Here is a 14,755-nt window from a genome sequence, read left to right on the forward strand (position 1 = left end):
GTGACCAGTAGCGGCGTTCTGCGTTCAGCCGGCTCGCGAATACAATGGCGGCCATGACCGACACACGTTCGCACGATCCCGCGCAGACGCGCGAGGAGCTGCTGAGGCTCATCGACTCACTTGCAGTCAAACGCGGCAGCTTCACCCTGTCTTCGGGAAAGCAGGCCGACTACTATCTGGACCTGCGGTTGGTGACTCTCGATCACCGGTCCGCACCACTCGTGGGCGACATCGTCCTTGACGTCCTCGAAGCCGAAGGCCTGCTGAGCGAGGTCGACGCCGTCGGCGGGCTGACAATGGGCGCCGACCCGGTGGGAACCGCCACCATGCACGCCTCGGTTCGCCGCGGCACCCCGCTGGATACTTTCGTGGTGCGCAAGCAGGCAAAAGAACACGGAATGGGCAAGCGTGTCGAGGGCCCGGACGTGCGCGGCCGTCGCGTCGTTGCCGTTGAAGACACCTCGACAACCGGCGGATCGGTCCTCACCGCTGTGGAAGCCCTGCGCGAAGCCGGTGCGGAGGTCGTCGCCGTCGTCGTGGTCATGGACCGCAACACCGGGGCGCGCGAACGCGTCGAAGCAGAAGGCCTGCGCTATCTGACAGCATTGACCACCGCGGACCTCGGTCTGGACTGAAGTCACGCGGCGAAAGTCCGCAAAGGAAAGGACACCCTGTGCTCGAACTGTCGTCCATCACTGTGAAGTCGCAGCGCAGACTGTGGCTCGACGACGTATCCGTCAAAGCCGTTCCGGGTCGAATCCTCGGTGTTGTGGGCCCCAAGGGCGCTGGCAAGACCGAGTTCGCTCGCGCCATCATGGGCGTTATCGAACCCGAAAGCGGCACCGTGAAGCTCGAAGACAACGAGCTCGTCGGCGGCGACCGCCAGAACTTCGGCTACCTGCCTGCCGAACGCGGCGGCTTCCCCTCTATGAAAGTCATGGAGCAGATCGTCTACATGGCCCGCCTGCACGGTATGACGCTCGGCGCGGCTGAGCGCAACGCCGTCACCCTGCTGGCGCGGCTCGAACTGTCCGACCGCGCCTATGTTCCACTGTCCCAGCTGTCGGGCACAGAGCAGGCTCGCGTGCACATCGCCGCGATGCTTGCCGCTGACCCCGATGTCGTCGTCATCGACGAAATCGGTGAGGGCCTCGACATGGCATCTGCCAAGCTCGTCTTCGGTCTGCTGTCCGACCACGCGGATGCCGGTGTGCCCATCATCGTCACGTCTGAGGACTGGGATCTCATCGAGCAGTACGCCGACGACATCCTGGTGCTCGGCCATGGCAGTGTCATCGCCCACGGAACAGCCGAACAGCTGCGAAAGGGCCGCGCAGCCACAACCGCCGCTCAGCCCGCCAGCCTGCGGGAGATCTTCAAGGAGGACGTCTGATGGCAAACAAGGATCGCAGTGAGGATCACGACAACATCAGCACCACCTCGTACACGGACCTAAGCGGGGGAGGGCAGGCCCTCGACCCGCACAGCCTCGGTGACGAGCCCATGGGGAAGCTCGCCGAGGTGCCCGATGAGCTGCGCGAGGACACGGGTGACGAAACCAAGACGGGGCTCGTGTCAGAGTTCCGCGACCTCACCGGCGGGCAGGCCACTTACCTTGTGGCCAACCGCGAAACCTCTCAGGCGCTGCGCAGCCCGCTGTTCGCTGCGACTGCGCTCGTGCTTGTGATCGGTGTGCTGGCAGCGCTCATCATCGGCTTTTCGCGGACTGGCGTATCAGCCGGCAGCGGCGAAACCGTCGCCATGATGGTGCCTGAAGAGCAGAAGGCCCAGGTCGAACAGCAGCTTCCGCAGGTCGAACAGCAGCTGGGCATGACCGTCACGATCGTCACGAGCATTGAAGAGGGCCAGGATGCCGTCAAGAGCGGCAAGGTCGACGCCTTCCTCCTGCAGGACCCCACGGGTCAGGGCAACGACCAGCTGATCGCCAAGAACCGCATTCCGAAGGCGGTTCTCGACAAACTCGTCAACACGCCTGAAATCACCTACGTCGACGGCGGGCCCATTGACCCCGCGACCGGTGAAGTCGTGGCCTGGACCATGGCTGCACTGACTCTCCTGGCCGGGCTGAGCTTGGGCTCGCTGGTCTACCGGGGAGTGCGCGAAGAGCGCCGCACCCGCACCAGCGAAATCATCGTCTCCGCAATTCCGCCGCGTGCAGCACTGTGGGGCCGCATTTGGGGTCTGACGCAGTTGGCTCTGCTTCTGCTGGCCATCACGGCAGTCGTCGGCCTGCTGGGCATGTCCATCATCGGCCTGGCTGGTGAGGTCTACGCGGCGCTGCCTGCGCTCGGCTGGTTTGTGCTCAGCTACGCGTTCTACTCGATTGCGGTGATCGCGCTCTTCGCCATCATCGCAATGGGTGCCACACAGCGCGGCCGCCGGATCGCAGCGGGCGCCGCAGGTGTTGTCATTGTCGTCATGGCGTTTCTGCCGATGCTGCCGTTCATGGCCGACGCTGCGCCCCAGGTGGCCGCGTGGCTGCCGTTTGCCGAACCGACCGGCGTGGGTGCGCTGTACCTGCTCACAGCCGCCCCGTGGTGGTATGGCCTCGTGTCTGCCGCTTCGGCAGCTGTGCTCGCGCTTGTCCTCGTCATGCTTGCAGTGTCGCGCTACACCTCGACGGTGCTTTCGGGCGCGGGCATCGCCGGTCGTCCCGCAGTCGCAAAGGCAAAGCTCAAGCGCCAGCCGAAGGGCAAGGCCGCCAAGGCTGAGGAAGCTGCGAAGCCTGCAGACACAGACGAGGCCGAGGAAGCTGACGAAGCTGAGGGCGCAGAAAAGCCTGCCAAGGTCGCCAAGAGCAATGCGGCAAAGGCTGGCGGTAAGGCATCCACGGGCGAGAGTGACAAGACCGACTCCAAGAAGCCCAAGAAGAAGGCCGGCGAGCCCGTGAACGAGGATGACTGAGCCGACCCCGCCCGCTGCAGACTCTGCAATGCCAGCAGAGTCTGCAGAACCGGCGGGGGCTGCCGCGCCCTCCCACGGGGTTGGCCCGTGGGAGGGCGAGTGGCCCCGGGATGAGCGCTACGATCCCGAACTGCTGCGCGATGGTGACCGCCGCAATGTGGTCGACGGCTACCGGTACTGGACGATGGAGGCGATCATCGCCGACCTCGACCAGCGCCGCCACGGCTTCCACGTGGCCATTGAGAACTGGCAGCACGACCTCAACATCGGCTCGGTTGTGCGCACCGCAAATGCCTTCAATGCCGCTGCTGTGCACATTGTCGGCAAAAAGCGCTGGAACCGCCGAGGCGCCATGGTCACCGACCGCTACCAGCACGTTCTGCACCACCCCAGTGCAGATGATCTGGCCGCGTGGTGTGCTGAGCGAAACCTGCCGCTGATCGGCATTGACAACTTCCCGGATTCCACGCCGCTGGAAAGCTGCGATCTTCCGCGCGACTGCGTTTTCCTGTTCGGCCAGGAGTCAATCGGGCTGACGGACAGCGCTCACAAAGCGTGCGAAGCCGTACTGTCGATTCAGCAGTACGGCTCAACTCGCTCCATGAACGCGGCAGCCGCGGCGGCAATCGCCATGCACGCCTGGATCCGCAGGTGGGAATTCGGCCAGACCGTCAGCTGAGAGCCACACGCCCAGCTGGTTTCAGACGCCCCCCGCCCGCGGATGACAGAAGACGACAAAAGCACGAGGTGCCGCTCACCAATTTCGTGAGCGGCACCTCGTTCTTTGTGTTGCGTGAGCCGGTGCTCGGCTCAGCCGTACGTATCAGAGATCAGCTGCGTAGGGTTCGAGCAGACCGCCGGCTTCGCCGAGTTCGACCAGGGCCTGGTCGGGAGCTGCGAAGGTGCGGGGGATGACGGTCAGGCGCTTGGCGTAGTGGCCGATGGGGTATTCCATCGTCATGCCGATGCCGCCGTGCATCTGAATGGACTCTTCGAAGATGTGCTTTGCCGACTGGTCGATGATGACTTTGGCGGCCAGCACGTCCGCGTGGCGGGTCTTCGAGTCTCCTTCGGTGTCAGCCTCAATTGCGAGCTTGGAGTACAGCGCCATCGACTTGGCTTCTTCGAGCTTTGCGTAGGCGTCTGCTGCGCGGTGCTGCAGAGCCTGGAAGACGCCGATCGGCACGCCGAACTGTTCGCGGGTTTTGAGGTATTCGGCCGTCATGAACAGGGCGGCTTCCATTGCGCCGACGGCTTCAGCGGCCAGGGCCGCCTGAGCGGTGTCGAGGACGCGTTCGACGGCCGCCGTCGCGTCGCCGGCCTCCAGGCGCTGGGCTGGTGCGTCGTCGAACAGGACGGATGCGCTGCGCAGACCGTCGGCTTGGGTACGCGGGTCGACGGTCACACCGTCGGCGTCGGCCTTGACGAGGAACAGGCCGAGCTCACCGTCGACCTTTGCTGTGACGACGAAGGTGTCGGCTGCATCGCCGCCGATGACCTGTGCCTTTTCACCCGAAACGGTGTAGCCGTCACCGGAGGCCTGCGCCGTGGTGGTCGGGTTGAGGAAGTCATAGCGGCCAGCCGGTTCCTGAGCGGCAAAGGCCAGTTTGAGTTCGCCTGCGGCAACCGCGGGCAGCAGTTCAGACTTCTGCTCTTCGCTGCCGGCAGCCTGGATGAGGCCCGTGCCCAGGATGACTGTAGGCAGGTACGGTTCGAGCACGAGTGCGCGGCCGAATGCCTCCATGACGACGGCGACTTCGGCAAATCCCATGCCAGCGCCACCGTATTCTTCTTCAATCGGCAGGGACATGAGCCCCAGCTGTGCGAACTGGTCCCACATCTGCTGGCTCCAGCCGGCCTCCGAGCGCAGAATCTCTTCGCGCGCTTCGGCGCTGTACTTGTCTTTCAGCAGGCGCCCGACGGTCGATTTGAGTTCCTGCTGGATGTCATTGAGTTCAAGATCCATTTTCTATACCTCTCGTTCTTCAGCAGGTCACAGACCCAGGATGGCCTTGGAGATGATGGAGCGCTGGACTTCGGAGGAGCCTCCGTAGATCGTCACCTTGCGCGTGTTGAAGTAGCGCGGCGTGGCTGAGACCGCTGCCTGGGACAGGTTGGTGAAGCCATCGCTGACCTGTGCCGAGTCGACGAAGTCCATGCCCTGGGGGCCGACGACGTCCATGAGCAGTTCGGTGATGTCCTGCTGGAGTTCCGAACCGCGCAGTTTGAGGATCGACGACCGCGGGTCGGGCGCGTCGGAGCCTGCCACCTGGGTGGACAGAACGCGCAGCTGCATCATTTCGAGTGCCTTGAGTTCGGCTTCGATTTTGGCGATCCGGGTGGAGTACTGCGGGTCGTCCAGCAGGGAGCCGCGCTGTGTCTTGGTCGCTGCCGCGTAGGCCTTGGCGCGAGCCAGGTTGACCTTGGATTCGCCGACGCGGGCGATTCCGGTGCGCTCGTTGCCCAGGAGGAACTTGGCGTAGGTCCAGCCCTTGTTCTCTTCGCCGACGAGGTTCTCAGCGGGGACTTCGACGTTTTCGAAGAACACTTCGTTGACTTCCACGCCGCCGTCGATCGTCTGAATGGGGCGGACGGTCAGACCCGGCGAGGTCATGTCGATCAGCAGGAACGAAATGCCCGCCTGCTTCTTGACGTTGGGGTCGGTGCGCACCAGGCAGAAGATCCAGTCGCCGTACTGGCCGAGCGTGGTCCAGGTCTTCTGTCCGTTGACGATGTACTTGTCGCCGTCGCGCACAGCTGAGGTCTTCAGCGATGCGAGGTCAGATCCGGCGTTGGGCTCGGAGAAGCCCTGCGACCACCAGATGTCGAGGTTGGCGGTCGCCGGAAGGAAGCGGTCCTTGATTTCCTTCGAGCCGAAGGTGTCGATCACGGGGCCGACCATGGATGCGTTGAACGGCAGCGGGTGCGGAACGCAGGCCGTCTGCATTTCGTCCAGGTAGATGTGGCGCTGGACGGGCGTCCAGTCGCGGCCGCCGTACTCAAGCGACCAGTTGGGCACGGCCAGGCCGTGTTTGTTGAGGATGCGCTGGGTGGTGACCATGTCGTCTTTGGAGACTTCCTGGCCGATTGCCACGCGGTAGCGAATTTCTTCGGGAATTTCAGTGCGGTAGAAGTTCCGCATCTCTTCTGCGAATTCCAACTCTTCTTTGCTGAAAAGGCTGTCCATCGGTCCTCTTCCCCGATCAGATTTGATCGTTCGTTTGGTTGGTTTGAGCCCATACTATGGCCCGCCCCGCACTTTAGAAAAATCTGTGTCTGTCAGTACCGGGTAAAAGGTGCAGTTGGGTCGGCAAAACGTCCGGTACGAGGTGCCGGGCTGGCTGGTGTGCGGGCTGCCGAGGTGCCGAGCTGGTCAGGACTGGGCGGCCTGTTCGGCTCGCCTGTGGCCGGGGCCGGTGCGCGGTACTGCGAGCATGAGCGTGAGTCCCAGAAGCAGAACGACGATGATGCCGGCGGCACCGGCGCGCTCGAAGCCGAAGATGGTGATTGACAGGCTGAACAGCCACGGTCCCAGAAAGCTGATGGCTCGGCCCGTGGTTGCGTACAGGCCGAAGTTCTCGCCTGCCCGCTCCGGGGGAGTGATGCGGGTGAGGAACGAACGACTCGACGCATTGACCGGTCCGACGAACAGACACAGGAAAAGGGCGCACGCCCAGAACACGGTCGCGTTGTCAGACAGCAGGATGGGCACTGCACCAATGCACAGGCAGGAAAGCCCGGTGATGATGACGGCTCTGGGCCCGACCGCATCGTCGAGCGGGCCCGACACCAGGCATCCGATGGCGGCCACGACATTCGCGGCGATTCCCAGGTAGATCACATCGGTTTCCGTGAAGCCGTAGGCGGATGCGGCGAGCACCCCGGCCACCGCGAAGATCGTGGTGAGCCCGTCGCGGAAAACAGCTGAGGCGATGAAGAAGACAAAGGTCTGGCGGTCGTTCTGGAAGAGGTCTTTCAGCCTGCGGAACAGGTCCGCGTAGTCCTGCTTCCAGCTGGTGAACCAGTGTGCGACCCGATTGCCCGACCGGGCGCGGGCAATCGGGGCCTCGGCGCGCGATGCATCGTGCGGGGCCAGGAAGATCAGCGGAACAGCCCACACCGCAAACCACACGGCGGTAGCACCTGCCACCAGTCGGAACCGCCAACCGTCTTCGCTGACGGCGCCGAAGAGCCCCACTTCGGGAAGGATGAAGGCGAACAGCGCAATGAGCAGCATGACCAGACCGCCCAGGTAGCCGAAGCCCCAGCCGATGTTCGACACTTTCCCCACGCTGCCCGGTGCGGCAATCCGTCCCAGCATTGCGTTGTAGCTGACCTGGGCGAGTTCGAAGAAAACGGACGCCGCGGCCAAGAAGACCAGTCCGGGCAAGAAGAACACCGGTTCGCTCTTGATGAACGCCAGCGCAAAAATACAGGCGACGACAATGCCGGTGTAGGTGGTCAGCAGGAGCCTGTGGCGTGATTTCGCATCGGCACGCGCACCGGCGGCGGGTGCGACGACCGCAACAACCAGGCCCGCCAGACCGGAGGCCCAACCGAGGGCGGCGGCGCCCGAAACCGGGTCGTCGGCAACCGCCTTTACGAGGTACGGGGCAAACACAAAGGTCACGATCACGGCCGAATACGCCGAACTGCCCCAGTCCCACAGCGCCCAGGCCGCCGCCTGCAGGAGATTGGTGCGCGCGGGTGCGGCGGGGTCTGCGGGTTCGGGCGAAGGGCCTGCAGGTAACGCGGGCGAGGCGCCGGTGGGCTGGCCGTCGACCGGGCCAGCAGAGTCTGTGCTTGGGCTCATGCTGTTAAGACTACGGTCAAAATCGGGTGCGTAGAATGATTGCGACTGAAGCAATCCCCTAAGCGCAGGAGTGTTCATGGCAATTGCGACCCCTGATCAGTACGCCGAAATGCTCGACCGGGCCAAAGCGGGCGGTTTCGCCTATCCGGCCATCAACGTCACGAGCTCCCAGACCATCAACGCCGCGCTGCGCGGCTTTGCGGAAGCCGAATCCGACGGCATCATCCAGTTCTCCTTCGGCGGTGCTGAGTTTGCCTCGGGTGCAACTGTCAAAGACCGGGTCACCGGTTCGATCGCGCTGGCCGAATACGCTCACACGGTTGCCAAGAACTACGGCGTGACGGTCGCTCTGCACACCGACCACGCGCAGAAGGACAAGGTCGAAGACTGGGTGAAGCCGCTCATCCAGGTGTCCCAGGAGCGCGTTGAGCGCGGAGAAGACCCGCTCATTCAGTCGCACATGTGGGACGGTTCGGCCATTGAGGTCGGCGAAAACCTCGAAATCGCCGAAGAGCTGCTCGAACTGACCAGCCGGGCCAAGCAGATCCTCGAAATCGAGGTCGGCGCGGTCGGCGGCGAAGAAGACGGTGTGAAGGGCGGCGAAAACGAAAAGCTGTACTCGTCTGTTGAAGACGGCATCGCAATTGTCGAAAAGCTCGGCCTGGGTGAGCGCGGCCGCTACATCACCGCGCTGGTCTTCGGCAATGTCCACGGCGTCTACAAGCCCGAGCACGTCCGCCTGCGCCCTGAGCTGCTGAAGAAAATCCAGGACGAGGTCGGTGCGAAGTACAGCAAGGACAAGCCGTTTGACCTGGTGTTCCACGGCGGTTCCGGTTCTACGGCGCAGGAGATCGCCGCCGCGGTGTCCTACGGCGTGGTCAAGATGAACATCGACACCGACACGCAGTACGCGTTCACCCGCCCCGTGGCCGACCACATGTTCGCCAACTACGAAGGCGTTCTCAAGGTCGACGGCGAGGTCGGCAACAAGAAGATGTACGACCCCCGCGCGTGGGGCCGTGCAGCTGAAGCCGGTATGGCCGCCCGCATCGTCGAAGCCTGCCAGCAGCTCGGCTCCGCTGGGACGAAGATGAGCTGAAGGGCTCCCGCCTGAACACAGAACGAGGTGCCGCTTACCGAAAAGGTGAGCGGCACCTCGTTCTTTGGGTTACCTGAGACACACTCAAGGCTCAGACCTTGGTATCCTTAACGCACCCTGAGCGACCTGTGAATATTCAATGAATGCGGTCGCGGCAATGGTCTGGGCCGCCGGTCTGGCGGTTCGCAACGAAAGGATGGCTTCATGGCCGTAAAGAAGCGTGCGGCGGGACTGGCTGCTGCAGCTGCCGCCCTGGCACTGGGACTGAGTGCATGCTCGTCCTCGACCACCGGAGGTTCCGACTCCGGTGAAGGCGGCGCCCTGAGCGTCGGCACGACCGACAAGATCACTGTGCTCGACCCTGCGGGCTCCTATGACAACGGTTCGTTCTTCGTCATGCAGCAGGTGTTCCCGTTCCTCATGGAGTACAAGCCCGGGACCTCGGAAATCCGCGAGGGCATCGCGGAATCTGCTGACTTCGTCAAGCCGGGCGAATACGAAGTCAAGCTCAAGAAGGACCTCAAGTTCGCCAACGGCAATGAACTGACCTCTTCGGACGTCAAGTTCAGCTTTGAGCGCCAGACCAAGATCCAGGACCCCAACGGACCGGCTTCGCTGCTGACCGCAATCGACTCGATTGACACCCCCGACGATCAGACGGTCGTCTTCAAGCTCAACCGCGAAAACGACCAGACCTTCCCGCTGGTGCTTGCAGGCCCGGCCGGACCGGTTGTCGACGAAGACGTCTTCGCCGCCGACGCCATCACGAAGGACGACGAGATCGTCAAGGGCAAGGCCTTTGCCGGCCCGTACGAAATCGACACCTACAAGTTCAACGAACTGGTCACCTACAAGAAGTACGACGGCTACTCCGGCGGCGGCGAGGCCGCCAAGAGCGCCGAAGTGCAGATGAAGTACTACTCCGACGCGAACAACATGAAGCTCGATGTCGAGAAGGGCAGCATCGACGTCGCCTACCGTTCGCTGTCGCCGACCGACATTGAAGACCTCGAAGGCAAGGACAACCTCACCGTCCACAAGGGTCCCGGCGGCGAAATCCGCTACATCGTGTACAACCTCGACACGATGCCCCACGGTGCGAAGTCCGACAACCCGGACGAAAAGAAGGCTCTGGCCGTCCGCCAGGCCATGGCATCGGCCGTTGACCGCGCGGCAATCGCCAAGGACGTCTACAAGGACACCTACCAGCCGCTGTACTCCTACGTGCCCGAAGGCATGAAGGGTGCAAACGAATCACTCAAGGGCCTCTACGGCGACAAGCAGGGCGGCGCGGACACAGACGCCGCCAAGAAGTTCCTCGAAGACGCCGGTGTGGAAACCCCGGTCAACATCAAGCTGCAGTACAACCCGGACCACTACGGGCCGTCTTCCGGTGACGAATACGCCGCTGTGAAGAAGCAGCTGGAAGACACCCAGCTGTTCAAGGTGGACCTCCAGTCGACCGAGTGGGTGCAGTACGCCAAGGACCGCACCAACGACGTCTACCCGATGTACCAGCTGGGCTGGTTCCCGGACTACTCCGACGCTGACAACTACCTGGTTCCGTTCTTCTACAACACCAAGGAAGAACCGGCGTTCCTCGCCAACCACTTCCAGGACGACAGCATCAACAAGAAGCTGCTCGAACAGGTTTCGCAGCCGGACGAAGGCAAGCGCGAAAAGCTCATCGGCGACATCCAGGACGACCTGGCCAAGCAGCTGCCCACGCTGCCGCTGCTGCAGGGCAACCAGATCGCCGTTGCGGACAAGAACGTCAAGGGCATTGACGAAACGCTCGACCCGTCGTTCCAGTTCCGCCTGTCGATGCTGAGCAAGTAATCACTCCCTGTGAGGCCGCCGCTGACACCTGATGGACGCGGCGGCCTCGCCTGATTCTCAGACCTGGGTTCGTCGGCCGCCCGCGTGTGCAAGCGGCGGCCGACGAATTTCGGTCGGCACATCCCCTCTACGTACGGAAGCTCTTATGACAGCCAGTGTCGAAATTCCGGATCTCGCATCCGGTCCGGCCGGACCGGAGAAGAAGAAAACGGCGAAGAGTCGCGGCTCCGGTTTGGGCCGCTATCTGCTGATCCGGTTCCTCCTCATCATTCCGACGGTGTGGATTCTCACCACGCTCGTCTTCTTCCTCATGCGGATCACCGGTGACCCCATCACCGCCAGCCTCGGCGGTCGGCTGACAAAAGAGCAGCTGGCCCAGCGCGTTTCCGAAGCCGGCTACGACCGCCCGCTGCTCATCCAGTACTTCGAGTACATGGGCAATCTGCTGCGCGGTGACTTCGGCACCACGGTGTCGGACAACCGCCCCGTCACGCAGGTTCTCGCGCAGTACGGCACCGCCACCCTGGAGCTTGTGCTGTTTTCGCTGGTTGTCGCATTTCTCGTGGGCATTCCGCTGGGCATGATCGCCGCGAAATACCGTGACCGCACGCCCGACGCGGTGCTTCGGATCTTCGGCATCCTGGCCTACGCCACCCCGGTGTTCTTCATCGGTCTGCTGCTGAAGCTGGTCTTCGGTGTCCTGTGGCCGGTGCTGCCAGTGTCCGGTCGCGCATCCGGCAGCACGGAGGTGCTGCTGGACGGGGTTGTCGCCCCCACCCGCCTGTACCTGATCGACGCGCTGCGGATCGGCGACTTCGCTGCTGTCAGCGATGTTCTGTCCCACGCCGTTCTTCCGGCGATCGCGCTGGGCCTGATCACCGGCGGCACATTCCTGCGCCTGGTGCGCACCAACCTGATCGGCACTCTGGGTGCGCAGTACATTGAGTCGGGCCGCTCCCGAGGTGTCAGCGAGTTCCGCCTGACCACTCGCCACGCTTTCCGCCCGGCTCTCATTCCGATCATCACCGTCATGGGCATGCAGATCGCCCTCATGCTGGCCGGCGCTGTGCTGACCGAAACGACCTTCGAATGGAAGGGCCTGGGCTTCCAGCTGTTCCAGTACCTGCAGGCGCGTGACTTCGTTGCCGTGCAGGGCATCGTGGTCATGCTGGCGGTCATCGTCGCGGTCACCAACTTCATTGTCGACATCATCGTCGCCTTCATCGACCCCCGAGTGAGGTACTGATGAGCACCCTCAACACTCCCGAAACCCCACCGGCAGCATCCACGGCCGCTGATAAGGACTCCTCCGGCAGCTACGCGCAGAAGCCCTGGTGGAAGAAGCTGCCCGTCATCAGCCACGTCCTCCAGTCCTCTGGACTGCAGAGGGGAATGCTGGTGACAGGTCTCATCATCTGCGGCGTCGTGCTCATCTGCGCTGTTTTCGCTCCGCTCATCGCCCCGTACGGCTATGCCGACCTCGGTGATGAAAACGGGCGCTTCGTCCCGCAGCAGGCACCTTCGGCGGAGCACATCTGGGGAACGACCGTCACCGGCTTCGATGTCTTCTCACGTGTCATCTGGGGTGCTCGCACGGCGGTGTTCGTCATCGTCGTAGCAGTTCTCGCCTCCGTGTTCCTCGGCGTGATCCTCGGTCTGCTGTCCGGCTACATCGGCGGATGGCTCGACCGTGTGCTCGTGGTCGTGGCCGATGCGATCTACGCGTTCCCGTCGCTGCTGCTGGCAATCGTCATGACAATCGTCATCTCCGGCGGACAGTCGACCGTCATCGGCGGTGTTCTCGCGGCCGGAATTTCGATCACGGTTGTGTTCGTCCCGCAGTACTTCCGCGTGGTCCGCTCTGAAACAGTGCGGCTGAAGGCCGAACCCTTCGTCGAGTCAGCGCAGGTTCTGGGTGATTCCAACCTGCGGATCATCGCCCGCCACATCTACTCGAATGCCACCCGCAATATTCCGCTGATCTTCACCCTCAACAGCTCCGAGGCGATCCTCACACTCGCCGCGCTGGGCTTCCTGGGCTTCGGCATCGAGCCGACCTCTGCCGCCGAATGGGGCTACGACCTCAACAAGTCGCTCTCAGATGTCACATCGGGCATCTGGTGGACTGCCCTGTTCCCCGGCCTTGCGATCGTGTTCACGGTCATCGGCATCACGCTGGTCGGCGAATCCATGAACGACCTCAACGACCCGCGCCTGCGTCTGCGCAAGAAATCCCGCCGCGGCCGGAAATCAAAGGAGAGCAAGAATGTCTGAACATCTGCTGTCGATTGAGGACCTCAGCGTCACCTTCACCACCGACGCCGGTGATGTCAACGCCGTCAAGGGTGTGAGCCTCACCGTCGACCCCGGCGAAGTGCTTGCCGTCGTCGGCGAATCCGGCTCCGGCAAAACCGTCACCGCCAAGACCATCCTGCGGCTGCTTCCGGAAACTGCCGTGGCAGAAGGCGCGGTTGTCGTCTCCGGTGAAAACGTCCTGACAATGGCTCCCTCCCAGCTGACCGGCATGCGGGGCCGCAAAGCAGCGATGGTGTTCCAGGAACCGTCCACCGCGCTCAACCCCGTTTTCCCCGTCGGCTGGCAGATCACGGAAGGCCTGCGCGCGCACGACCCCAAGGCGAACAGAAAAGACCTTCGGGCGCGCGCCGTCGAAGCCATGGAGAAGGTCGGCATCCCGCAGGCTGAGGAGCGCTTCGACTACTACCCACACCAGTTCTCGGGCGGACAGAAGCAGCGCATAGTCATCGCCATGGCCCTGGCCCTCGGCGCGGACTTGGTCATTGCCGACGAACCGACAACCGCACTGGATGTCACAGTCCAGTCGGAAATCCTCGACCTCATGCGGTCGCTGAAAGACGAATTCTCCACCGGGATCGTGCTCATCACCCACAACATGGGAGTCGTCGCCGACCTCGCAGACCGGGTTGCCGTCATGTACCGCGGTGAGCTCGTCGAAGTTGCCGAGGTCCGCTCACTGTTCGCAGACCCTCAGCACCCGTACACCAAGTCCCTGCTGGCTGCGGTGCCCAAAATCCGCACGCTTAGGGGTGGCCCGGCCTCCGGGAACGCTCAGGTGCAGAAAACCCAGGTGGGACAGGCTCAGGCGCAGGAAGATTCCGAGCCTGCAGGCGCCTCGGCAGGGGAGAATACCGCTGATCCCTTTGCCGACGCTGAGACCATCGTCAAGGCTCGCGGTCTGGAGATCACCTACCGCGGCGGCTTCGGCAAACCGGACTTCAAGGCCATCACGGGCGTGGACTTCGACATCCGCGAAGGCGAGGTCTACGGCCTGGTGGGCGAATCCGGTTCCGGCAAAACCACCATCGGCCGTGCCATCGCCGGTCTGACCCGTGCCAGCGGAGGTTCCCTGCGGGTTTTCGATCAGGAAATGGTCGGCTTCAAGGAAAAGGAATTCAAGCCGCTGAGGCAGAAGATCGGCTTCGTGTTCCAGGACCCCGCCGCATCCTTCAATCCGCACCTGTCAATCGGGGACTGCATTGCCGAACCCTTCCGGGTACACCGGCAGGGCATGAGCGAACGCGACCGTCGCAGCGAAGTCATCCGCCTGCTCGACGCCGTCCAGCTTCCGGCCCACTACGCCGACCGCTATCCGCACGAACTGTCCGGCGGACAGCGTCAGCGCTGCTCGCTGGCCCGCGGCTTGGCCCTGCAGCCCGAACTGGTGGTAGCCGACGAACCCACGTCTGCCCTCGACGTATCAGTCCAGGCCCGTGTGCTTGAGCTGTTCACCCAGCTGCAGGATGAATTCGGCTTCGCCGCACTGTTCATCAGCCACGACCTCGCTGTAGTCGACATGCTGTCGGACCGCCTGGGAGTGCTCTTCCACGGAGAGCTGCTCGAAGAGGGCACCGGCGAACAGGTGCTCGGCGCACCACAGCACACGTACACGCAGCGGCTCATCGCATCGCTGCCCGTACCAGACCCCGTGGAACAGGAAACCCGGCGCAAGCTGGCACGTTCCCTGCGGGGCTGAGAACACCGACCCCAGCCGAGAACTCAACGAGGTGCCGCTCACCCGGGGAAGGTGAGCGGCACCTCGT

Annotated in this window: 12 protein-coding genes; 9 read left to right on the forward strand and 3 right to left on the reverse strand. The window is 63.3% G+C overall.

The features are described 5' to 3' along the window. The first annotated feature begins 44 nt into the window (after window positions 1-44). The 4 genes from pyrE to HMPREF3162_RS07680 are packed head-to-tail and all read left to right on the forward strand — an operon-like array spanning window position 45 to window position 3,604. Window positions 45-635, forward strand: a complete 591-nt coding sequence (gene pyrE, locus HMPREF3162_RS07665; protein WP_083304189.1) for an orotate phosphoribosyltransferase — start codon at window positions 45-47, stop codon at window positions 633-635. A 38-nt stretch (window positions 636-673) separates the two neighbouring features. Further along, window positions 674-1,393 (forward strand): ABC transporter ATP-binding protein, encoded by a 720-nt coding sequence (locus tag HMPREF3162_RS07670; protein ID WP_070575169.1) that lies wholly within the window; start codon window positions 674-676, stop codon window positions 1,391-1,393. Beyond that, on the forward strand, window positions 1,393-2,925 hold the full coding sequence (locus HMPREF3162_RS07675) for an ABC transporter permease family protein (RefSeq protein ID WP_070777512.1): 1,533 nt from the start codon (window positions 1,393-1,395) through the stop codon (window positions 2,923-2,925). The genes HMPREF3162_RS07670 and HMPREF3162_RS07675 overlap by 1 nt, the downstream gene beginning before the upstream one ends. Beyond that, a complete protein-coding gene (locus HMPREF3162_RS07680; protein ID WP_371089268.1) occupies window positions 2,918-3,604 on the forward strand; it encodes a TrmH family RNA methyltransferase in 687 nt (228 codons plus the stop codon). Before HMPREF3162_RS07675 ends, HMPREF3162_RS07680 begins: the two co-directional genes overlap by 8 nt. 144 nt (window positions 3,605-3,748) lie before the next feature. Here HMPREF3162_RS07680 and HMPREF3162_RS07685 read toward each other — a convergent pair whose 3' ends face one another. From HMPREF3162_RS07685 to HMPREF3162_RS07695, 3 genes are all read right to left on the reverse strand, one after another. Continuing rightward, window positions 3,749-4,891: an acyl-CoA dehydrogenase family protein gene (locus HMPREF3162_RS07685; RefSeq protein ID WP_070777513.1), complete on the reverse strand. Its 1,143-nt coding sequence runs from the start codon at window positions 4,889-4,891 to the stop codon at window positions 3,749-3,751. Window positions 4,892-4,918: 27 nt separating this feature from the next. Further along, window positions 4,919-6,112, reverse strand: a complete 1,194-nt coding sequence (locus HMPREF3162_RS07690; protein WP_070777514.1) for an acyl-CoA dehydrogenase family protein — start codon at window positions 6,110-6,112, stop codon at window positions 4,919-4,921. 186 nt (window positions 6,113-6,298) lie between these two features. Then, on the reverse strand, window positions 6,299-7,738 hold the full coding sequence (locus HMPREF3162_RS07695; protein ID WP_256282692.1) for an MFS transporter: 1,440 nt from the start codon (window positions 7,736-7,738) through the stop codon (window positions 6,299-6,301). A 76-nt stretch (window positions 7,739-7,814) separates the two neighbouring features. Here HMPREF3162_RS07695 and fbaA point away from each other — a divergent pair, with 76 nt between their 5' ends. From fbaA to HMPREF3162_RS07720, 5 genes are all read left to right on the forward strand, one after another. Then, window positions 7,815-8,837 carry a class II fructose-bisphosphate aldolase gene (fbaA, locus tag HMPREF3162_RS07700; protein ID WP_070777515.1) on the forward strand — a complete coding sequence of 341 codons (1,023 nt, stop codon included), beginning with the start codon at window positions 7,815-7,817 and terminating at the stop codon, window positions 8,835-8,837. A 204-nt stretch (window positions 8,838-9,041) separates the two neighbouring features. Next, window positions 9,042-10,676, forward strand: a complete 1,635-nt coding sequence (locus HMPREF3162_RS07705; RefSeq protein WP_070777516.1) for an ABC transporter substrate-binding protein — start codon at window positions 9,042-9,044, stop codon at window positions 10,674-10,676. A 145-nt stretch (window positions 10,677-10,821) separates the two neighbouring features. Beyond that, entirely contained in the window at window positions 10,822-11,922 is a 1,101-nt protein-coding gene (locus HMPREF3162_RS07710; protein ID WP_070575151.1) for an ABC transporter permease, read from the forward strand. Then, on the forward strand, window positions 11,922-12,950 hold the full coding sequence (locus HMPREF3162_RS07715; protein WP_083318950.1) for an ABC transporter permease: 1,029 nt from the start codon (window positions 11,922-11,924) through the stop codon (window positions 12,948-12,950). Before HMPREF3162_RS07710 ends, HMPREF3162_RS07715 begins: the two co-directional genes overlap by 1 nt. After that, window positions 12,943-14,688 (forward strand): dipeptide ABC transporter ATP-binding protein, encoded by a 1,746-nt coding sequence (locus HMPREF3162_RS07720; protein WP_070777517.1) that lies wholly within the window; start codon window positions 12,943-12,945, stop codon window positions 14,686-14,688. Before HMPREF3162_RS07715 ends, HMPREF3162_RS07720 begins: the two co-directional genes overlap by 8 nt. Window positions 14,689-14,755: the final 67 nt, after the last annotated feature.

This window comes from Brevibacterium sp. HMSC07C04, assembly GCF_001815905.1.
Taxonomy (GTDB): domain Bacteria; phylum Actinomycetota; class Actinomycetes; order Actinomycetales; family Brevibacteriaceae; genus Brevibacterium.